The sequence below is a fragment of the Streptomyces sp. NPDC020422 genome (genome assembly GCF_044386705.1).
In the GTDB taxonomy this organism is placed as follows: Bacteria; Actinomycetota; Actinomycetes; order Streptomycetales; family Streptomycetaceae; genus Streptomyces.
On sequence record NZ_JBIRVJ010000006.1, the window covers coordinates 473,285 to 493,094 of the forward strand.

Consider the following 19,810-nt stretch of genomic DNA (forward strand, 5'->3'; position numbering starts at 1 on the left):
ACGCCGCCTGCGAATTCGCTGGTCAGGGGCGGTCTCGGCCGATTGTCAGTGGCGGGTCCTACCGTCGTTTCCATGACGCGATCCGTACAGGCGCTCGCCTACGCACGCCCTTCCGCACTGGAGTCCGGGGACTCCGGCCGGCTGCTCGGTCTGGAGACGGCCGGGGGCCTCACGCCGCGCGGCGCGGAGGCCCGCCCCCGGTTCTTCGCGGGCTTCCTCAGCTCGCCGCAGATCGCCGCGCGCGGCCTGCTCGCGGTGGCCGACGTGGCCGCGGCCCGCTACCACCAGCGGATGAGGCCGGGTTCGCTCGACCCGGTGGTGACGGGCAACGGGGACCGGCTGCGCTTCGAGTCCTTCTCGGGCTGCGGAGGGGTGTACGCGCGCCTCGACGTGCTGAGCGCCGGCCTGGACGGGGCCGAGACCGGACACGGCACGACGAACGTGGACGTGAACAACCCGCTGCGCGAGGCCCTTTCCCGGTTGACCGGCGACGATCCGCTGCATCTGCGGGTCGGACCGGAGGAGTTGGCGGTGACCACGCTCGACGGCCCCGTGGTGGAGAAGCGGGTGCCGCTGCCGGACCGCTGGTTGCGGGGCTTCGCCGAGGCGCAGGTCGCCTCGGCCGGCTTCGACCTGCGTGCGGAGCTGTCGGGGGCGGAGGCGGTGCGCTTCCTGCGCTCGCTGCCGCGCTCCCAGGGCCGGGGCCGCGGCCCGCTGTGGGTCGTGCAGTCCGGACGGACGCTGCGGCCGACGACCCGGCCGGTGCCCGGCGCGGTCTGCCTGGCGGGGCCCGAGCGGCTCGTCGCCCTGGAGCGGATGCTGCGGCACGCGACGGCGCTGCGGGTGTACGGGCCGGTGCCGGACGGCCGGCCCGCGCCGAGCGCCTGGGAGGTGGAGCTGCCCGGGATGCGGCTCACCCTGACGCTCTCCCCGGACCCGGCGCGCGGCTTCTCCGGCGAGGGCGGTGTCCTGGAGGCACTGGCCACCGAGGAGGCGGCCGGGGACGCGGAGCTGGTCTCGGTGCTGCTCGCCTGGGAGCCGCGGATCGACCCGGCGGACCTGGCCGAGCAGTCGGGGCTCTCCGTGGACCGGGTGCGGGCCGCGCTGACCCGGCTGGGCACGGCGGGGCGGGTGGGGTACGACGTGGCCGACGCGGCCTACTTCCACCGGGAGCTGCCGTACGACGCGGACCGCGCCGAACGGCACAACCCGCGGCTGGTCGCGGCCCGCGCCCTGCTCGCGGAGGGCGCGGTCGCCCTGGCGGGCGAGCTGGCCTCGGTGGCCTCGGCGGACCGGCGTTACCAGGTACGGGAGTCGGCCGGCGGGCGGCTGAGCTGCACGTGCGCGTGGTGGGCGGAGTACCGCGGGCGGCGGGGACCGTGCAAGCACGCGCTGGCGGTGCGGATGGCGCGGCGGGGCGCGGTTGCCGGGACGACCGGCACGGGGGACGACGCGGCGGTTTCCGCCATGGGAGGTGCACGATGACGGAGATCGTCGTGGGGATCGGCAGGGCGGTCGGCAACGGGACCGTCGCGGTGACGGGCACGGGGACCGCTACGGATGCGGGGACGGGGACCGGTGCGGGGACCAGCACGGGCACCGGCACGGGGACCAGCGCAAGGACCGGCACGGGCACCGGCACGGGCACTGGCACGGGCACCGGCACAGGGACCAGCGCAAGGACCGGCACGGGGACCGGCGCCGGGACCGGCGCCGGGACCGCTGCGGACACCGGTGCGGAGGTCGGTGGGGGCTCCGCCGCGGAGGTCGCCGTGGAGTTCGCCGCGGAGGTCGAGCAGTTGCTGTGCGCGGTGCGCCAGGGACGGCACCTCGATGTGCCCGGTCTGCTGAGGCCGCTCGGTCCGGCCGGGCGCAAGGCGGCGGTGCCGGAGCTCAAGCGGCTGCGCAAGGAGGTCCGCGGCTGGGACTGGCAGCGGGGCAGGGAGCAGCGGAAGGTGCAGTGTGCGCTGCGGCTCGCGGGCGCCGGCTGCATCGCGGGCGCGGCCGCCGCGGCGGAGTGGATCGGCGGGCGCGACCTCCAGGAGTGGGGTGACGCGGCCAGTCCCGTGCTCGGGGTGCTCGCGGACCGCGATCAGGCGTGGCTCACGGAGGTGGCGCGGCGGCTCGCCGAGCGCCCCGTCGTCGCGGAGGACGAGTACGCCCTGGTGCACGGGCTCGTGCGGCTCGCCGACTGCCCGGCACCCGCCACGGACGCCTATGTCCGGGGCTGGACCAGACAGATGAGCGGACGGAACCTCGCCGGCAATCTGCGGAGCGACCCGCAGACACCGGTCCTGGCGCCCCGGCTCCTCGACCTGGCCGAGGCCCCGGAGGCGCTGACCTGGAATTCCGCCGCCGGCCCTGGTCAGTGGCCCACCGCGCTCGCGGCCCTCACCGAGGAGGGGCTGCTCGACCGGGCCGCGCTGGTCGACGCCTGTGTGGCCCGGCTGCTGCGGGGCGGCCGGCCGCGCGATCTGCGGCTGCCGCTCGGCCTGCTCCAGCTGCTCGGCACCACGGCCGAGGAGCGGCGGTCCCGGATCCCGGACTGGCTGGGCATGGTGGCCGACGCCCCTTCGCCGGTGGCGTCCCTCGCCCAGGAGGTCCTCACGGATCTCGCCCTGGACGGGTCGCTACCGGTACGGGAGTTGGCGGAGATGTCGGGTTCGGCGCTGTTCCGCAGCGAGAAGAAGCTGGTGCGGGCCCAGTTGACGCTGCTGACCAAGGTGCTGCGCCGGGAGCCGGGGGCGGCGGCCGAGCTGCTTCCGGTGCTGACGGACGCCTTCGGGCACGAGGACACGGCGATCCAGGAGCGCGCTCTGAAGCTGGTGGGCCGCCATCTGGCCGCCGTGGACGAGCGGGTGCGCGAGGAGCTGGCCGGCGCGGCCGCGCTGCTCAGCCCGGTGCACCGGGCGGCGGCGGCCGAGCTGTTCGGCACGGAGGCGGTCGCCGAAGCGGCGCCGTACGAGGAGGTGCTGCCGCCGGTGCCCGGGCCGCGGCCGGTGGCGCCCGCGGCCGGCACGGTGGCCGAGCTGGTCGAGGAGCTGGTCGCCCATATGCGGCGCCCCGGGGAGCCGGAGGAGTTCGAGCGGGCCCTGGACGGGCTCGTACGGCATGCGCACCGGGACCGGGCGGCGCTGACGGCGGCGGTGCGGGAGGCCTTCGCCGCCGCGTACTGGGCCAACGGCGCCGACTACTTCTCGTACGGTCCGCGCGGGCTCGTGGTGGCGCTCGCCGCCCTGATCGGAGCCGTGCCGGTCGCGCGGATCGACGACGGGCGCCGGCGCGGGGTGACCTCGTGCGGCCACCAGGGGCCGAGCGGGGTCGTGGACGCCCGGTTGTGGGAGGCGGCCTGGCTGATCGTCACGGAGGCGCCGGTGCCGTTCCTGCTCGCGACGCCGACCGAGCACACGGGTGCGATCGATCCGGTGGTCCTCGCCGAGCGGCTGCGGGAGTACCGGGACGCGGGAGTCGCTCCCGCGCCGGTCGACCTCGCGCAGGCACTGCTGCGGGTGCGGAAGGCCGACCCGGCGGCGGCGCGGGCCGCCGCGCGGGCCTCGGCGCTCGGCACCCGGGCGGGCGAGCGGCTCGCGGAGTGGCTGACGGCGGACGTCTCGCTCACGCCCGGGGTGCGCTTCCTGACCAGGGGGCCCGACATCCGGTCCGGCCGATGGTGGATGGCCGACCGGCTGGTGGCGGCGGTCAAGGAGCGGCGGGCGATACGGGAGGAGTTCCCGCCCGCGTTCCGGTGGCTGGGCGGCGAGCTGACCGAGTCCGTGCGCCGGTGCCGGCACTGGAGCGACCAGCAGCGGCATTGGCCGGCGGTGCTCCCCGACGACCGGGAGGTGCTGGCGGTCTGGCTGCTGCCCGTCGTGGCCGGCGGGGCGGACTGGAACGGGCGGGGCACGGCCTGGGGGCTGACCGCGCTGGCCGAGGGCGACGGGCCGGTCGGTCCCGGCGTCCACGCCGCGCTCGCGGTGGGCCTGGGCAGCCGCCACGCCGAGGACCGGCTGACCGCGGTCGACGCGCTTCTGGTGCTCGCGGCCCGCGGCGAGCTCGACCCCGCGCTGCTGGGCACGCAGCTCGGGACCCTGCTGGCCGAGGGGACGGTGAAGCCGAACCGGCTCGCGGACGCGACCCGTACGGCGGCGGCGACCGGGGCGTACGGGACGGTGTGGGCGGTGCTCGCGGAGCTGCTGCCCGGCCTGCTGGCCGCGCCGAAGCCGCCGCGCGGGGTCGGCGAACTGCTCGCGGTGGCCGCGGAGTGCGTCGAGCGGTGCGGGGCCGGCCGTGCCGTGCCGGGGCTCGCGGAGGCGGCGGCGCGGCCGGGGTCCTCGCAGGCGGTGGTGCAGGCCAGGCGGCTGGCGAGCGCCCTGCGACAGGGCACCGATCAAGCCCAGTCACAATCGGTCTAAATAGGCCATAAGGAGGCCAGACCGGCGCTTAACCCGTCGGTCACAAATCGTTCGTGATCACGCAACACCGCTGGGTCACAGTGAAGTCATGAGTGCTATGACTCCCGGGAAGAACGGCCGCCACACCCACCGCTGGCGGCACGACGTGATCGAGCTGGCCGCGATGTTCACCGCCGTGGTGGTGGCCGACTCGATCGCCAAGACCATCGCCAAGGGTCCCGACGGACCCTACCTGCTGGTGTTCTCGGCGATCGCGCTGGTCGCCACCGCCGCCTTCCACACCTGGTGGGCACGCCGGCACAGCCATGCGCCGCCCGCCGACGATCCCGGCGGCAGCGGGGAGCACCCGCTGCCGCCGGCCGTCACCGCCGAGGGCGGCCCCACCCCCGTGGGGGACGCCGCCGGTACGGTGCTGTGGCGGATGCGCACCACGGTCCGGGACACCCCGGGCAGCCTCGCCGCGCTGTGCACGGTGCTGGCTCGCCACGGGGTCGACATCCTGACCCTGCAGACCCATCCGCTCGCCGACGGGACCGTCGACGAGTTCCTGCTCCGGGCGCCCTCCGGCCTCCAGACGAGCGTGCTCACCCGGGCCGTCGCCGCGGCCGGCGGCAGCGACACCTGGACCGAGCGGGCCGACGCCCACGACCTGGTCGACACCCCGACCCGGGTGCTCGGCCTGGCCACCCGCACCGCGCTCGACGCGGCCGAACTCCCGCTCGCCCTGCGCCAGCTGCTCGGCCGGTGCACCATCCACTCCGTGCCCGCCGTCTCCCTCACCGGCCGCCCCAACGGCGAACCCGCCCCCGTGGAGGGCGTGCTGGAGGAGACGACCATGCGGCTGCGCGACCCGAACGGCGGCTCCCTCGTCATCGAGCGGCCCTATCTGCCCTTCACCCCGACCGAGTTCGCCCGCGCCCGGGCGCTCGTCGAGCTCGACGCCCGGCTCGGCCCGCGCATCCCGCGCAGCCAGGACGTGCTCACCCTGCCCGAGGGCAACGAGATCACCGTCCGCCGCGCCGACCAGCGCGACCTCGCCGCCGCGCGCGCCATGCACGACCGCTGCTCCGCCCGGACGCTGGGCCTGCGCTACCACGGCCCCGTCGGCGACGCCGAGCGCTACCTCGACCACCTGCTCAGCCCGCGCTTCGGCCGCACCCTCGCGGTGCAGACGGCCTCCGGGCGGGTCGTCGCCCTCGGCCATCTGCTCTGGGACGGCGACGAGACCGAGGTCGCCCTCATGGTCGAGGACGACTGGCAGCGCCGCGGCATCGGCGCCGAACTCCTCGGGCGCCTGGTGGCCATGGCCGAGGAGGCCGGCTGCGACAGCGTCTACGCGGTGACCCAGTCCTCCAACACCGGGATGGTCGCCGCGATGCGCGGGCTGAACCTGCCGCTGGACTACCAGATCGAGGAGGGCACCCTCGTCATCACCGCGCGGCTCAGCGGACGGCCCGCGGACCGGCGGGAAGCGGCACAGCGTCCCGCCCAGTGGCAGACCGAGCGCTGAGCGCCTGGGTCAGATCCCGCCACAGGTCCTCGACGTCCTCCAGGCCGACGGACATCCGCAGCAGCCGGTCGCCGATCCCTCCGGAGCGCCGGTCGGACGCGTCCACGATGCGGTGGCTGATCGAGGCCGGGTGCTGGATCAGGGTGTCGACGCTGCCGAGGCTCACCGCCGGCGTGATCAGCCGCACCGAGGCGATCACGTCGTGCGGATCCCCGTACACCTCGAAGGCGACCATCGCCCCGCCGATCCGCGGATAGTGCACCCGCGCGATCCGCGGGTCGGTGGCGAGCCGGCGGACCAGCTCCGCCGCCGTCGAGGACGCGGCCCTCACCCGCACCGGCAGCGTGGACAGACCGCGCAGCAGCAGATAGCCGGCGAGCGGGTGGAGCACCCCACCGGTCGCGAACCGCACCTGCCGGAGCCCGCGGGCGAACTCCTCGTCGCAGGCGACGACCCCGCCCATCACGTCACCGTGGCCGCCGAGGTACTTGGTGGCGCTGTGCAGCACGATCCGCGCGCCCAGCTCGGCGGGCCGCTGCAGCACCGGGGTGGCGAAGGTGTTGTCGACGAGCAGCGGCACCGACCCGCAGGAGTGGGCGAGCGCCCGGATGTCCGCCTCGGCCAGGGTCGGGTTGGCCGGCGACTCGACCATCACCAGACCGGTGTCGGGCCGGATGGCGTCGGCGACGCCGGCCGGGTCGGTCCAGGTCACCTCGGTGCCGAGCAGTCCGGCGTTCAGCAGGTGGTCGCTGCAGCCGTAGAGCGGCCGGACGGCCACGACGTGCCGCAGACCCTGGCCGGCCCGGCTCAGCAGGACGGCGCTGAGCGCGGCCATGCCGCTGGCGAAGGCGACCGCGGAGTCGGTGCCCTCCAGGCGGGCCAGCGCGGTCTCGAAGCGCGCGGTCGTCGGGTTGTCGAGGCGGGCGTACACCGGCGGGCCGTCCGGCTGGGCGCCGGTGGCGGCGAACGCGTCGATGCGGGCCGCCTCCCCCCGGGTGTCCCAGGAGGGATAGGTGGTGGACAGGTCGATCGGCGCGGCGTGCAGACCGAGCCCGGCGAGGTCGTCGCGGCCGGCGTGTACGGCTTCGGTGGCCAGCGCCCGCGTGGGGTGGGCCGGAACGGCGGAGTCGGCCGTTCCCAGGGGTTCCATGGGGGTGTCCATGGCCGGCACTGTGAACGGATACCGGCAAGTAGCGGGAAATCGCCGTGCTACGTTCGGCCAATGGCCGATTCCGTCGTACTGGACGCGGTCGATCTGCACATACTTCGCCTGCTGCAGAACGACGCCCGGACCACCTATCGCGAGCTCGCCGCCGAGGTCGGTGTCGCGCCCTCCACGTGTCTCGACCGGGTGGCCCGGCTCCGCCGCACCGGCGTGATCCTCGGACACCGCCTACAGCTGAATCCGGCCAAACTCGGCCGGGGGCTCGAAGCCCTGCTCCTCGTCCAGGTCCGCCCGCACCGGCGTGAACTCATCGGTCCGTTCGTCGAACGCATCCGGGAACTTCCGGAGTCACGAGCCCTGTTCCATCTCACCGGCCCCGACGACTACTTGGTGCACGTGGCCGTCGCCGACCCCGCCGACCTGCAGCGACTCGTCCTGGACGAGTTCACCTCGCGGCGCGAGGTGGCCCGGGTGGAGACCCGGCTGATCTTCCAGCAGTGGGAGTGCGGCCCACTCCTGCCGCATGTGCCGGGCGCTCATTTGTCAGCCGACTGAGATCGGTTGAGGGTGACGCGGAGAGCGTGCACGGGCGAGGATGAGCCTCATGCCAGAGACTTCCAGCATCGTGCTTCCCCGCCAGGTCGCCGACGAATACGTCGACGCACTCATCGAACTCGACCCGATCACCGGTACCTACCTGGGAGTCAAGGAGAGTTCGGGGCGCCTCCCCGACTTCTCCCCCGCCGGCCAGGAGGCCACGGCCGACCTCGCCCGTCGCACGCTCGCCCTGCTCGACGAGGCCGAGCGGCAGCCGGGCGCCGAGGACGAGGCCGAGCGCCGCTGCGCCCGGCTGCTGCGGGAGCGGCTGAACGCGCAGCTGATCGTGCACGAGGCGGACGAGGGCCTGTGCGCCGTGAGCAACCTGCGCTCGCCCGCGCACAGCGTGCGCATCTCCTTCACCATGCTGCCCACCGAGACCGAGGAGGACTGGGCCGCGGTCGCGCAGCGGCTGCGCGCGGTCCCCGAGGCCCTGGCGGGCTACCGCGCCTCGCTCGCCCTCGGCCTGGAACGGGGGATGCTCGGCGGTCCACGCGCCACCGCCACCTTCGTCGGCCAGCTCACCGAGTGGGCGGGCGGCAGCGGCCGGGACGGCGGCCGCGGCTGGTTCGAGGAGTTCGCCTCGGCCGCCGGCGAGTCGGTCACCGAGGAGCTGCGCACGGAGCTGACGGCGGCGGGCGCGGGAGCGGACCTGGCCGTGGCCGAGCTGCGGGACTGGATGCGCGACGTGTACGCCCCGGCCGTCGCCGACGCGCCCGACACGGTGGGCCGCGAGCGCTACCGCCGCTGGTCGCGCTACTTCAACGGCACCGACCTGGACCTGGACCAGGCCTACGCGTACGGCTGGTCCGAGTACCACCGGCTGCTCGGCGAGATGCGCGTCGAGGCCGAGCGCATCCTGCCGGGCGCGGGCCCCTGGGAGGCACTCGCCCACCTCGACGAGCACGGCACCCACATCGAGGGCGTCGACGAGGTGCAGGCCTGGCTGCAGCAGCTGATGGACGAGGCGATCAAGTCCCTGGACGGCACCCACTTCGAACTCGCCGAGCGGGTACGCCGGGTGGAGTCCCGGATCGCCCCGCCCGGTGGCGCCGCCGCGCCGTACTACACCGGTCCGTCCGAGGACTTCACGCGCCCCGGCCGCACCTGGCTGCCGGTCGACGGGCAGACCCGGTTCCCCGTGTACGACCTGGTGTCGACCTGGTACCACGAGGGCGTTCCCGGCCACCACCTGCAGATCGCGCAGTGGGCGCACGTGGCCGACCGGCTCTCCCGCTACCAGGCCACCATCGGCAAGGTCAGCGCCAACACCGAGGGCTGGGCGCTGTACGCCGAGCGTCTGATGGACGAGCTCGGCTTCCTCGGCGACGCGGAGCGCCGGCTCGGCTATCTCGACGGCCAGATGATGCGGGCCTGTCGGGTGATCGTCGACATCGGCATGCACCTGGGTCTCGAGATCCCGGCGGACTCGCCGTTCCACCCGGGCGAGCGCTGGACGCCCGCGCTGGCTCAGGAGTTCTTCCAGCAGCACAGCAGCCGCCCGCCGGCCTTCGTGGAGAGCGAGATGACCCGCTATCTGTCGATGCCGGGGCAGGCCATCGGCTACAAGCTGGGCGAGCGTGCCTGGCTCCTCGGCCGGGCCAACGCGCAGGCGGCGCACGGCGACGCCTTCGACGCCAAGGCCTGGCACATGGCCGCCCTCTCGCAGGGACCGCTCGGTCTGGACGACCTGGTGGACGAGCTCTCGCGGCTCTGACTCCGATGCCGCGCCGGTCCGGCGGTCCGCAGCATGAGAAGTCCCCGGGACGCGCTTGCGCTCCCGGGGATTTCCCTGCAAGGTCACGCCCATGACCAGCGGATACACCCCGGACGCCACGGACTGGCGGATTCTCGAGGCCCTGCAGGAACAGGGCCGGGCCAGCTTCGCCGAGCTCGCCCGGGCCGTGTCCATGTCCGCCTCGGCGGTGACCGAGCGCGTCCGGCGCCTGGAGGAGGCCGGGGTGATCGCGGGGTACACCGCGGTCGTCGACCAGGAGCGGCTCGGTCTCCCGATCCTCGCCTTCGTACGGCTGCGCTACCCCAACGGCAACTACAAGCCGTTCCACGACCTCGTCGCCGCCACCCCGGAGGTGCTGGAGGCCCACCACGTCACCGGCGACGACTGCTTCTTCCTGAAGGTCGCCGCCCGGTCCATGAAGCACCTGGAGGAGATCTCCGGGAAGATCGGCTCGCTGGGCTCGGTCACCACCAGCGTGGTCTACTCCTCGCCGCTCCCCCGGCGCTCGATCAGCCGCTGAGCGCGTCCCCGCCGGCGCGGAGCCGCACCGCGGAGCCGTTCCGGTCCTTGACGACCTCCAGCTGGGCCGGGATCCGGCGGCGCAGGTCCCCGACGTGGCTGACGATGCCGACGCTGCGGTCCCGCTCGCGCAGCGAGTCCAGGACGTCCAGGACCTCGTCGAGGGTCTGGTCGTCGAGGCTGCCGAAGCCCTCGTCGATGAAGAGGGTGTCGAGCCGCATCCCGCCGGACTCGTCGGTGACGACGTCGGCGAGGCCGAGCGCGAGGGCGAGGGAGGCGAAGAAGGTCTCGCCGCCGGAGAGGGTCGCCGTGTCGCGCTCGTTGCCCGTCCAGGCGTCGACGACGTGCAGGCCGAGACCGGCCCGCCGGGCGCCGCTGCGGGCGTCGGAGTGGACGAGGGTGTAGCGGCCGGAGGACATCCGCTGGAGCCGGGCGGTGGCGGCCGCGGCGACCTGTTCGAGACGGGCGGCCAGCACGTACGACTCCAGGCGCATCTTGCGCTCGTTGTCGGCGGAGGTGCCCGCGGTGAGGGCCGCGAGCCCGGCCACCCGCTCGTACTCCTCGCGCAGCGGGCCGAGCCGGCGGGACTCGGCGTCGGCCTGCCGCGAGAGCAGGGCCAGCTCGGTGCCGCGTTCGCGTACGGCGGCGAGGGCCGCGGTGGCCTCGCGCAGGGCGCGTTCGGCGGCCGTGTGGGCGGCCTCGGCGGCCCCCAGGTCGGCGGGCGGGCATGCGGCCGCGGCCGCGGTGGCGGGCTCGGCGAGCCGGTCGGCGACGGCGGCCGCCTCGTCGTTCCAGGCGTCCACGCGCTGCTGGAGGCCGCGGCGGGCGGTCTCGTCGAGCAGCGCGGCGGCGGCCTCGGTGGGGGTGGCGAAGCCGGCCCGGAAGGCGGCGTCGGCCAGCCGGTCGTCGGCCTCCTTCAGCCCGCGCGCGCTCTGCTCGGCGGCCCGGACCGCCGCGGTGGCCTCGGTCAGCAGGGCGATACGGCGTTCCAGCAGCGTGGCATACGCGGCGACGCTGCCGGACTCGCCCCTGCCGCGGTCGAGTTCGGCCTCGAGGTCGGCCTGCTGCTGTTCGAGCGCCTCCCGTCGCGAGGTACGTCCGGCGACCCGCCGCTCGGCCTCCCGCTGGGCGGCGGTCCGCTCCTCGTACTCCCGCTCGGCCCGGGCCAGCGCCTCCCGTGCGGCGTGCGTCTGCGCGGCGAGCGCGTGCGCCTCCGCGTGGTCGCGGGTCAAGGCCTCGACCTGCTGGGCGAGTTCGGCGACGGAGGGCCCGGCCCCGGGGTCGAGCGGGGTCCCGGCCGACGACTCGGGGGTGGGGGCGCGCGGACCGTCTTCGGCCGTGCCGCCGCCGAGCGCCTCGCGGGCCGCGGCCTCCCGGGCCTCGGCGGTGGCCGCGACGGTGGTCTCGGCGGTGGTGCGGGCCTCGTCGGCGCGGGTGTACGCGGCGTAGGCGGCGTCCTCGGCGGCACGGTCCACGTGGTCGGCGGTGGTCCGCGCGGGGGCCGGGTGGGCGGCCGAGCCGCACACCTGGCACGGCTCGCCCGGTTCGAGGGCGGCGGCGAGTTCGGCCGCGATGCCGCGCAGACGGCGGGACTTGAGGTCGAGCCAGCTCTCGTGGGCCTCGTTGCGCAGCTCCCGGGCCGCGGCGAGCCGGTCACGGGCGGCGTCGAGCTCGCGGCTCAGCTCGTCGCGGCGCCGGGCGGCGGCCAGCCGGCGGCGGGCGGGCTCAAGGCGGCCCGCGAGGTGCTCGGCGCGGGCGGTGGCCTCCTGGGCCTCCTCCACCCGCCGCTGGAGCGCCGCGCGGTGCGGCTCCCAGGCGGCCAGCCAGGCGGCGGCGTCCTGGAGGAACTCCTCGTCGGCACGGGCCTGCCGGTCGAGCGCGGCACGCTCGGCGGCGATCTCGGCGCTGCGGAGCTCGGCCCGGCGGGCGGACTCCAGGCCGCCGAGCTCCTCGCGGAGCCGTCCCTCCAGAGCGGAGAGCTGCTCGGCACCGGCGTCGGCGAGCTCGGGCGGCAGGACGGACCGGGCGCGGTCGCGGGCGGCGCTCGCGGTGCGGTGGGCGCGCTCGGCGTCCGCGCGCAGGTCGAGCGCGGGGGCGACCCGGTCGGCCTTGAGGGAGCGGGCCAGGGCGTCCTGCCACTGGTCGCGCTGCGGGCGGCGGGCGGCCAGCTCCTCGCGGCGGCGCACGGCCTCGGCGTGCCGGGCCTGGCGCTCGGCGAGCTCGCGGGCGGCGTCGAGCGCCGCGCGGGCGGCGGCCTGCCGCTGCTCGGCGGTGTCGAGGCGCAGCCGCGCGATGTCGAGGCTTTCGCGGGCCTCGCTGCGGGCGAGGGCGGCACGGGTCCGAACGGCCTCGGCGAGGCCGGGCTCGCCGGGGCGCTCCTCGACGGCGACGGCCCCGGCTCCGCCCCCGGCGGCCTGTGCCATCCGGTGGGCGAGGGCGAGCAGGCGTTCGTCGCCGTCGCGGACCTGGTGCTCGGCGGTCCTGCGGAGCTCGGCGAGCCGGTCCTCGACGGCCGCGAAGCGACGGGTGTCGAAGAGGCGGCCGAGGAGCCGGCCGCGGGCCTCGGCGTCGGAGCGCAGGAAGCGCGCGAAATCCCCCTGGGGCAGCAGCACGACCTGGCAGAACTGTTCGCGGCTCATGCCGAGGAGCTGGGTGATCTCCTCGCCGATCTCCTGGTGGGAGCGGCTGAGGCCCTGCCAGGCGCCGGTCTCCGGGTCGTACTGGCGCAGCAGGCTCTGGGCCTTCTCGGTGGTGAAGCCGCCGCCGCGCTTCTTGGGGCGCTGCTGGGCCGGCCTGCGCGTGATCTCCAGGCGCCGTTCCCCCACGGTGAGTTCGAGGGTGACCTCGGTGGAGGTGCCGACGGGGGCGTGGTCGCTGCGCAGGCTGGTGCCGGGGGCCTGGCGGGCGCCGGGGACGGAGCCGTACAGGGCGAAGCAGACGGCGTCGAGGACGGAGGTCTTGCCGGCGCCGGTGGGGCCGTGGAGCAGGAAGAGCCCGGCCGACGACAGGGCGTCGAAGTCGATGTCCTGGGTGGTGCCGAAGGGCCCGAAGGCGCTGATCGTCAGGCGGTGCAGTCTCACCGGCCGGTCACCTCGCGCTCGGCCGCGTCCACCCGGACGTCGTCGAAGGCCCCGTACAGCACGGCCCGTTCGGCGCCGTCGGGGCCGGCGCCGCCGCGTACGTGGGCCACGAAGTCCTCCGCGATCTGCCGGTCGTCGCGGCCGCGCAGCCGCAGGGCGTAGGAGACGGCCGGGTCGTCCTCGGTGCGCTCGGGGTCGAAGACCAGGTTGAGGATGCCCGGGAAGCGCTCGGAGAGCCTGGCCATGGGCTCGGCGGGGCGCACCGGGTCGGTGAGGGTGGCCTCGACCCAGGCGTCCTCGTGGCGGGCGAGGGCGGGGTCGGCGAGCAGGTCGTCGAGGCGGCCCCGGATCCGGGCGAGCGGCCGCGGCACGGGGCAGTCGACGCGCTCGGCGCTCTCGACGGCGCCGTCGGCACCGAGGTCGATCAGCCACATGGTCTTGCGGTGGCCGGCCTCGGAGAAGGAGTAGGCGAGCGGGGAGCCCGAGTAGCGGATCCGGGGGGTGAGGGTCTGGCTGCCGTGGAGGTGCCCGAGGGCCACGTAGTCGACGCCGTCGAAGACCGCGGCGGGGACGGCGCTGACTCCGCCGACGGTGATGTCGCGCTCGCTGTCGCTGGCTTCGCCGCCGGCGACGAAGGCGTGGGCGAGGACGACGGAGCGGGTGCCGTCGGGGCGGGCCGCGAGGTCGGCGCGGACCCGGTCCATGGCGGCGCTGAGCACGGCCTCGTGGCCGGCCTTCTCGGCGCCGAACCGCTCGCGGACGAGGGCGGGTTCGAGGTAGGGCAGGCCGTAGAGGGCGACGTCGCCGTGGGCGTCGGCGAGGACGACGGGGGTGCCGGCACCGGCCGGGTCGGTGCGCAGGTGGATCCCGGCGCGCTCGATGAGTCCGGCGCCGACGCCGAGGCGGCGGGCCGAGTCGTGGTTGCCGGAGATCATGACCGTTGGCACGCCGGCGTCGGCGAGCCGGTGCAGGGCGGTGTCGAAGAGCTCGACCGCCGCGAGCGGGGGCACGGCCCGGTCGTAGACGTCACCCGCGACCAGGACGGCGTCCACGGCGCGCTCGCGCACCGTCGCCACCAGGTGGTCGAGGAACGCGGCCTGGGCGTCGAGCAGGGCGACCCGGTGGAACGACCGCCCCAGGTGCCAGTCCGACGTGTGCAGAAGCCTCATGATCCCTGAGCGTATCGGTGGGGTACGACAACGGAGCCCGGGTCGCGGACGGCGTCACGCATCTCCGTACGCCTCTCCGCCGAGTTCGAAGGCGGCGGTGCCCGCGGTCACATCGGCGAGCCAGGCCGTGAACCGGCTCACATCGGCGTCGGGCAGTCCGATCTCGATCGTGACGGCGGCCCCGTAGCGGACCTCGCGGACGGACCGCCCGGTGGCCCGCAGGTCGTTCTGGAGCTTGCCCGCGCGCTGGTGGTCGACGGTGACGGTGGCGAGCCGGTAGCGGTGCCGGGTGACGGTGCCGAGGGCGTCGAGCGCCTCGCCGACCACCCCGCCGTACGCGCGGATGAGGCCGCCCGCGCCGAGCTTCACGCCGCCGTAGTAGCGGGTGACGACGGCGGCGACGTAACGCATCTCACGCCGCAGCAGCATCTGGAGCATGGGCACGCCCGCGGTGCCGCCGGGTTCGCCGTCGTCGGAGGCCTTCTGCACGGAGGCGTCGGCGCCGACGACGTACGCGAAGCAGTTGTGGGTGGCGGTGGGGTGCTCGCGGCGGACGCGCGCGACGAACTCCTGCGCCTCCTCCTCGGTGGCGACGGGCGCGAGCGCACAGATGAAGCGCGATCGGTTGATCTCGGACTCGTGGACGCCCTCGCCGGCGAGCGTGCGGTACTGCTCCTGCATCCCGCCAGCCTAAGCGCCGCGCGGGAACACCGTCGCGCGCGCTCGGGTTGCAGGCTGTGGGAAGACCAGGAAGCTCCGGAAGACCCGGAGCACGAGGAGGCGCAGCATGTACGGCAGCCCGGAGACCATCCGCAGGATCCTCACCGAGAGCGGCGACACCTGGGCGGTCGTCGGCCTGTCCGACAACGAGCGGCGGGCCGCCTACGGGGTGGCGGCCGTGCTCCAGCGCTTCGGCAAGCGGATCGTGCCGGTCCACCCGAAGGCGGAGACGGTCCACGGCGAGCAGGGCTACGCGTCGCTGGCGGACATCCCCTTCCCGGTGGACGTGGTCGACGTCTTCGTGAACAGCGAGCTCGCGGGCGCCGTCGCCGACCAGGCGGTGGCGATCGGCGCCAAGGCGGTGTGGTTCCAGCTCGGTGTGACCGATGTGGAGGCGTACGCCCGGACCCGTGAGGCGGGCCTGGAGATGGTCATGGACCGGTGCCCCGCCATCGAGATCCCGCGGCTCGGCTGAGCCTCAGCCGGCTTCGACGCCGAGCCCCTCCAGGACGACCGCGCCGGGGAGCTCGGCGAAGGCCTTGCCCGGGACGATCAGCTTGCCGCGGCGCCGTCCGCTGCCGACGAGCACCCAGGGAAGGTCCACGACGGTGGCGTCGACCAGGACCGGCCAGTCGGCGGGCAGGCCGATGGGGGTGATCCCGCCGTACTCCATGCCCGTCTCGCCGGTCGCGCTGTCCATCGGCGCGAAGCGCACCTTGCGGGAGCCGAGCTGCTTGCGGACGGTGCCGTTGACGTCGACCCGGGTCGCGGAGCGCACCACGCACGCGGCCGTGGTCGTCGTGTCGCCGCGCTTGCCGGCGACGATCACGCAGTTGGCGGACGCGTCGAGCAGCTCGGCTCCGTGGTGCTCCACGAAGACGGCGGTGTCGGCGATGGCCGGGTCGGTGTCGACGTAGAGGATCTCGGCCGCGGGCACGGCGCCCTGCCAGGCGCGCACGGCGGCGGCGACCGGTGCGGTCAGCAGGTCGAGGCAGTCGGGGGCGGGCCGGGCGTCGTCGAAGTCTCCGAGGGGTGCGCGCATCCCGTCACGCTAACAAGTCGGTCCCGGTGAGCGGCTGTTCGTCTCACCGTACGGGCGGGATGGACACCGCCATCGTCATCTCCAGCTGCTCCTCGCCCTCGTTGCGGTAGGCGTGCGGCACGTTGCTCTCGAAGACGACGGAGGTGCCGGCGGGCACGGTGTGCTCCTCGTTGCCGACGACGAGGGTGAGCGTGCCCGCCGTGACGTGGAGGAGCTCCGTGGTGCCGTCGGGGTGCGGGTCGGAGGCGGTGCCGTCGCCCGGCATCAGGGTCCAGGACCACAGCTCCAGCGGGCCGCGGGCCTCGGTGCCGACCAGGAGCGTGGTGTGGCTGCCGGTGGAGGTGGACCACATGCGGACGGCCTGCTCGGGCGGGACCAGGCGCACGTGGGGGCCCTGCTCGTGGTCGAGGAGGGTCGTGATGGAGACCCCGAGGGCGTCGGCCAGCTTCACGGTGGTGCCGACGCTGGGGTTGGTGCGGGCCTGTTCGATCTGGATGATCATGCCCCGGCTGACCCCCGCCCGTGCGGCGAGCGCGTCCAGGGTGAAGCCGCGCTCGTTGCGCCAGCGCTTCAGGTTCCGGGCGAGCGACTGCGTGAGCTGGTCGAGGTCCGACACATTCCGTCCAATATTTTGTATGACAGAGTTCAATGCGCTGCACTACCGTGTGGTGCACCCGTTTGTTCACTGCACTGTACTGCGAGGACGCCTCCATGACCGCCCTGACGGCCCTGTTCGCCCTGGCCACCAGCCTGCTCTGGGGCTTCGCCGACTTCGGCGGCGGGCTGCTCACCCGGCGCTTCCCCGCGCTGACCGTCGTGGTGGTCTCGCAGACCCTCGCCGTCGGGGTCCTCGGCGCCGTCGTCCTCGCGACCGGCGCGTGGCACGAGGCCGGACCCCGGCTCTGGTACGCGGTCGCGGCCGGCGCGGTCGGACCCGCGGCCATGCTCGCCTTCTACAAGGCGCTCGCCCTCGGCCCGATGGGCGTGGTCTCCCCGCTGGGCTCCCTCGGCGTCGTCGTCCCCGTCTCCGTCGGCCTGCTCGTCGGAGACCGGCCCGGGCTGCTGCAGTTCGCCGGCATCGCGGTGGCGATCCTCGGCGTGGTCCTCGCGGGCGGCCCCGAACTGCGCGGGGCCCCGGTGCAGCGACAGGCGGTCCTCCTCACCCTCGTCGCGGCCTTCGGCTTCGGCGCGGTGATGGCCCTGATCTCCGAGGCGTCCACCACCCTGACCGGCCTGTTCCTCGCCCTGTTGGTCCAGCGCGTCACCAACGTGGCCGTCGGCGGCGGCGCCCTGTGGCTCTCGGTCCGGCGCGGCGGGCGCGCCCTGCCCGAGGGCGGCGGCGGCCTCCGCGCGATCGCCGCGGCGCTCCCGGCACTGGCCTTCGTGGGCCTCGCCGACGTCGCCGCCAACGGCACCTACGCGCTGGCCGCGCAGCGCGGTCCGGTGACGGTCGCCGCGGTCCTCGCGAGCCTCTACCCGGTGGTGACGGCGCTCGCGGCCCGCGGGGTGCTCAAGGAGCGCCTGCGGGCGGTGCAGGCCGCGGGCGCGGGACTCGCGCTGGTCGGCACGGTGCTGCTGGCAACCGGCTAGGCCCTGTCCGACACGGCCTGGCGCCCGCCCGCCTGCCTGCCCTGGCGTTCCAGGCCTCCTCCCGGGAAGCCGGCCCGCCCTCAGCTGTCCAGGTTCGCCAGGTCGTCGAGCTCGTCCGGGTCCAGCGCCGCCAGGGCCGCCAGCTGATCCGCCGTCATGCCCGCCGGGATCGCCCGCGGGGCCGGCGTGCGCAGCGGCGGCTGCCAGCCCTTCTCCGGGTCGTAGGAGCGGACGACCTTCGCCGGCGCGCCCGCCACCACCGCGTGGTCCGGCACCTCGCCCCGTACGACCGCCCCGGCGGCCACCACGACGTTGCGGCCGATCCGGGCGCCGGGCAGGATCACCGCGCCCGTGCCCAGCCAGCAGCCGGGGCCTATGACGACCGGCTCGGAACGGGGCCACTGGCGCCCGATCGGCACGTCCGGGTCGTCGTAACTGTGGTTGGTCGAGGTGATGTAGACGTACGGCCCGCAGTAGGTGTCGGAGCCGATGGTGATCGGCGCGTCGGCGATCACATGGCTGCCGCGGCCGAGGACGACGCCGTCGCCGAGGGTCAGCACGGTGTCCTCGCCGAGGTCCAGGTCGGGCAGCATGCCGGCGGTCAGCGTGACCTGCTCGGCGATGATGCAGCAGGCGCCGATCTCGATCCAGCGCTCGCCGAAGACGGTGCCCTGCGGGAACGCGAGCCGGGTGCCCTCGCCGATCCGGCGGAAGCGCAGCCGTCCCGGGTGCTCGGCGGTGACGGCGCCCGCCTGCTGGATCCGCCGCCAGCCGCCCTGCAGGGCGCGGGCGACGACGCGGCGCCGCCAGGCGCCGAACGAGGAGAACGTGTTTCGGTTCCGGGGCACCCGGACACCGTAGTCGGCGGCGTCGTACCTGATCAGTGCGGTGCGCTGTGATGTCCGTCATGGGCCGCGGCTACGCTTCGGCCCTGGGCGCGACCACCCATCCAGTCACAGGGAGCAGCGATGACAGAGGCGTTGATCAGGGCCGTCGGCGGCAAGGAACCGAAGGTGGACCCGACGGCGTTCACGGCGCCCACCTCGGTGGTGCTCGGCGAGGTCACCCTCGGGCCGCGCGCCAGCATCTGGTACCACGCGGTGCTGCGGGCGGACTGCGGGCCCATCGAGATCGGCGAGGACGCGAACGTGCAGGACAACTGCACGGTCCATGTCGACCCGGGCTATCCGGTGTCGATCGGCGCGCGGGTGACGGTCGGGCACAACGCGACCGTGCACGGCTGTGTCATCGAGGACGACGTGCTGGTCGGCATGGGCGCCACGATCCTCAACGGCGCCAGGATCGGGGCCGGTTCGCTCGTCGCGGCGCAGGCGCTCGTCCCGCAGGGGATGGAGGTGCCGCCGGGCTCGCTGGTCGCGGGCGTCCCGGCCAAGGTGCGGCGTCCGCTGACCGAGGAGGAGCAGGCGGGCATCCGGCTCAACGCCGAGATGTACCTGCACCTGGCCAAGGGCCACGCCGAGGCCTTCGGGGACTGAGCGACGCGGTCAGGCCCGAGGGCCCCCGCGCCCCGGCTTCTTCTTCCGCTCGCCGCGGCCCGCGACGAGCGCCTGGCGGATCTCGGCGGCGGTCCTGCGCGCGTGCTCGCTGGTGGCGACGGTCTCCGCGGTGCCGGGCACGAAGCGGTGCTCGGGCTGCCGGCAGTACGGGCAGGGCCCGCCGTCCTGGATCAGGCGCCCGTCCTCGCAGGACGGGTTCCGGCAGGGGCCGCGGCCGACGAGGAACTCGGCGATCTCCTGCGGGGCCCAGCGGCGCCGGTTGTCCTCGTCGCGCTCGTGGATGGAGTTCGACCAGCGGGTGTGCCAGCGGCGCTCGATCCGGTCGAGGAGCTGGGCGGGGGTCCGGTGGGCGAGTTCGTCCGCGAGGATGTCGGGCAGGTTGCGCGGCAGCCGGTGGCCGAGGGCCTGGAGCAGCGGCTGGGGGAAGCCCTGCATGACGAAGCCGATGGGGTCGTTTCCGGGGCCCCGCTTCCAGGTCCGGCAGCGGCAGCTGCCGCCCGCCGGGACGGGGCTGCCGCACCGGCCGCACAGGCCCCGGCAGTCCGCGCAGACCCCGTTGTCGAGGCCGTCGAGGTGCGGCGCGGGCGCCCGCCCGCACTCCACGCAGCAGGCGGCGCACAGTCCGCACAGGCGCTCCTCGCCGATCCGCGTCGACCAGGAGCGCTGCTGGCAGCGGCAGCACAGGTGCGACCGGCAGTGGTCGCCGTGCGCGCCGTCGTACCGGCCGAGTCCGTCGAGCACGACGTCTCCT

The 19,810-nt window shown here is 75.0% G+C and carries 17 protein-coding genes; 9 read left to right on the forward strand and 8 right to left on the reverse strand.

Annotated features, from left to right (window positions below; genetic code table 11):
* Positions 1-72 precede the first annotated feature (72 nt).
* The 3 genes from ACH414_RS19145 (at position 73) to ACH414_RS19155 (ending at position 5,922) form a co-directional block, all read left to right on the forward strand.
* Positions 73-1,485, forward strand: a complete 1,413-nt coding sequence (locus ACH414_RS19145; protein WP_398942572.1) for an SWIM zinc finger family protein — start codon at positions 73-75, stop codon at positions 1,483-1,485.
* Complete coding sequence (locus ACH414_RS19150) at positions 1,482-4,412, forward strand: DUF6493 family protein (protein WP_398942574.1); 2,931 nt, start codon at positions 1,482-1,484, stop codon at positions 4,410-4,412. Before ACH414_RS19145 ends, ACH414_RS19150 begins: the two co-directional genes overlap by 4 nt.
* Positions 4,413-4,509: 97 nt before the next feature.
* Complete coding sequence (locus ACH414_RS19155; protein WP_382534218.1) at positions 4,510-5,922, forward strand: GNAT family N-acetyltransferase; 1,413 nt, start codon at positions 4,510-4,512, stop codon at positions 5,920-5,922.
* On the opposite strand, the gene ACH414_RS19160 is transcribed toward ACH414_RS19155, so the two are convergent.
* Positions 5,855-7,084, reverse strand: a complete 1,230-nt coding sequence (locus tag ACH414_RS19160) for a trans-sulfuration enzyme family protein (protein ID WP_382533493.1) — start codon at positions 7,082-7,084, stop codon at positions 5,855-5,857. The two genes, ACH414_RS19155 and ACH414_RS19160, sit on opposite strands and share 68 nt — an antisense overlap.
* Before the next feature lie 60 nt (positions 7,085-7,144).
* Between ACH414_RS19160 and ACH414_RS19165 the strand changes: the two genes are divergently transcribed.
* From ACH414_RS19165 to ACH414_RS19175, 3 genes are all read left to right on the forward strand, one after another.
* Positions 7,145-7,642, forward strand: a complete 498-nt coding sequence (locus ACH414_RS19165; RefSeq protein ID WP_382533491.1) for an Lrp/AsnC family transcriptional regulator — start codon at positions 7,145-7,147, stop codon at positions 7,640-7,642.
* A 49-nt stretch (positions 7,643-7,691) separates the two neighbouring features.
* Positions 7,692-9,401, forward strand: coding sequence for a DUF885 domain-containing protein (locus ACH414_RS19170; protein WP_398942576.1), 1,710 nt, complete (start codon positions 7,692-7,694; stop codon positions 9,399-9,401).
* 91 nt (positions 9,402-9,492) lie between these two features.
* A complete protein-coding gene (locus ACH414_RS19175; protein ID WP_382533487.1) occupies positions 9,493-9,942 on the forward strand; it encodes an Lrp/AsnC family transcriptional regulator in 450 nt (149 codons plus the stop codon).
* Here ACH414_RS19175 and ACH414_RS19180 read toward each other — a convergent pair.
* The 3 genes from ACH414_RS19180 to ACH414_RS19190 are packed head-to-tail and all read right to left on the reverse strand — an operon-like array spanning position 9,932 to position 14,871.
* Positions 9,932-13,021 carry an AAA family ATPase gene (locus ACH414_RS19180; RefSeq protein WP_398942578.1) on the reverse strand — a complete coding sequence of 1,030 codons (3,090 nt, stop codon included), beginning with the start codon at positions 13,019-13,021 and terminating at the stop codon, positions 9,932-9,934. The two genes, ACH414_RS19175 and ACH414_RS19180, sit on opposite strands and share 11 nt — an antisense overlap.
* Positions 13,018-14,190, reverse strand: a complete 1,173-nt coding sequence (locus ACH414_RS19185) for an exonuclease SbcCD subunit D (protein ID WP_398942580.1) — start codon at positions 14,188-14,190, stop codon at positions 13,018-13,020. The genes ACH414_RS19180 and ACH414_RS19185 overlap by 4 nt, the downstream gene beginning before the upstream one ends.
* 54 nt (positions 14,191-14,244) lie before the next feature.
* A complete protein-coding gene (locus ACH414_RS19190) occupies positions 14,245-14,871 on the reverse strand; it encodes a YigZ family protein (RefSeq protein ID WP_386568474.1) in 627 nt (208 codons plus the stop codon).
* A gap of 106 nt (positions 14,872-14,977) precedes the next feature.
* Between ACH414_RS19190 and ACH414_RS19195 the strand changes: the two genes are divergently transcribed.
* Entirely contained in the window at positions 14,978-15,385 is a 408-nt protein-coding gene (locus ACH414_RS19195; protein WP_382533479.1) for a CoA-binding protein, read from the forward strand.
* 3 nt (positions 15,386-15,388) lie between these two features.
* Here ACH414_RS19195 and ACH414_RS19200 read toward each other — a convergent pair whose 3' ends face one another.
* Positions 15,389-15,952 carry a YbaK/EbsC family protein gene (locus tag ACH414_RS19200; protein ID WP_386568470.1) on the reverse strand — a complete coding sequence of 188 codons (564 nt, stop codon included), beginning with the start codon at positions 15,950-15,952 and terminating at the stop codon, positions 15,389-15,391.
* Positions 15,953-15,995: 43 nt separating this feature from the next.
* Positions 15,996-16,568, reverse strand: a complete 573-nt coding sequence (locus ACH414_RS19205) for a helix-turn-helix domain-containing protein (RefSeq protein WP_382533475.1) — start codon at positions 16,566-16,568, stop codon at positions 15,996-15,998.
* Between the two features lie 104 nt (positions 16,569-16,672).
* On the opposite strand from ACH414_RS19205, the gene ACH414_RS19210 reads away from it, so the two are divergent.
* Complete coding sequence (locus ACH414_RS19210; RefSeq protein WP_398942634.1) at positions 16,673-17,542, forward strand: EamA family transporter; 870 nt, start codon at positions 16,673-16,675, stop codon at positions 17,540-17,542.
* Between the two features lie 80 nt (positions 17,543-17,622).
* Here ACH414_RS19210 and ACH414_RS19215 read toward each other — a convergent pair whose 3' ends face one another.
* Positions 17,623-18,390 (reverse strand): acyltransferase, encoded by a 768-nt coding sequence (locus ACH414_RS19215; RefSeq protein WP_382533473.1) that lies wholly within the window; start codon positions 18,388-18,390, stop codon positions 17,623-17,625.
* 120 nt (positions 18,391-18,510) lie between these two features.
* Here ACH414_RS19215 and ACH414_RS19220 point away from each other — a divergent pair, with 120 nt between their 5' ends.
* Positions 18,511-19,038: a gamma carbonic anhydrase family protein gene (locus ACH414_RS19220; RefSeq protein WP_382533472.1), complete on the forward strand. Its 528-nt coding sequence runs from the start codon at positions 18,511-18,513 to the stop codon at positions 19,036-19,038.
* Positions 19,039-19,047: 9 nt separating this feature from the next.
* Here the strand turns inward: ACH414_RS19220 and ACH414_RS19225 are convergent, their stop codons facing one another.
* Positions 19,048-19,800, reverse strand: coding sequence for a hypothetical protein (locus ACH414_RS19225; RefSeq protein WP_382533470.1), 753 nt, complete (start codon positions 19,798-19,800; stop codon positions 19,048-19,050).
* Between the last annotated feature and the right edge of the window lie 10 nt (positions 19,801-19,810).

Bases quoted from the DNA above. Each gene is read 5' to 3' on its own strand.
- ACH414_RS19185 (WP_398942580.1), bottom strand. From the start codon at position 14,190: ATGAGGCTTCTGCACACGTCGGACTGGCACCTGGGGCGGTCGTTCCAC.
- ACH414_RS19145 (WP_398942572.1), top strand. From the start codon at position 73: ATGACGCGATCCGTACAGGCGCTCGCCTACGCACGCCCTTCCGCACTG.
- ACH414_RS19200 (WP_386568470.1), bottom strand. From the start codon at position 15,952: ATGCGCGCACCCCTCGGAGACTTCGACGACGCCCGGCCCGCCCCCGAC.
- ACH414_RS19155 (WP_382534218.1), top strand. From the start codon at position 4,510: ATGACTCCCGGGAAGAACGGCCGCCACACCCACCGCTGGCGGCACGAC.
- ACH414_RS19150 (WP_398942574.1), top strand. From the start codon at position 1,482: ATGACGGAGATCGTCGTGGGGATCGGCAGGGCGGTCGGCAACGGGACC.
- ACH414_RS19165 (WP_382533491.1), top strand. From the start codon at position 7,145: ATGGCCGATTCCGTCGTACTGGACGCGGTCGATCTGCACATACTTCGC.
- ACH414_RS19175 (WP_382533487.1), top strand. From the start codon at position 9,493: ATGACCAGCGGATACACCCCGGACGCCACGGACTGGCGGATTCTCGAG.
- ACH414_RS19190 (WP_386568474.1), bottom strand. From the start codon at position 14,871: ATGCAGGAGCAGTACCGCACGCTCGCCGGCGAGGGCGTCCACGAGTCC.
- ACH414_RS19195 (WP_382533479.1), top strand. From the start codon at position 14,978: ATGTACGGCAGCCCGGAGACCATCCGCAGGATCCTCACCGAGAGCGGC.
- ACH414_RS19170 (WP_398942576.1), top strand. From the start codon at position 7,692: ATGCCAGAGACTTCCAGCATCGTGCTTCCCCGCCAGGTCGCCGACGAA.
- ACH414_RS19220 (WP_382533472.1), top strand. From the start codon at position 18,511: ATGACAGAGGCGTTGATCAGGGCCGTCGGCGGCAAGGAACCGAAGGTG.
- ACH414_RS19160 (WP_382533493.1), bottom strand. From the start codon at position 7,084: ATGGACACCCCCATGGAACCCCTGGGAACGGCCGACTCCGCCGTTCCG.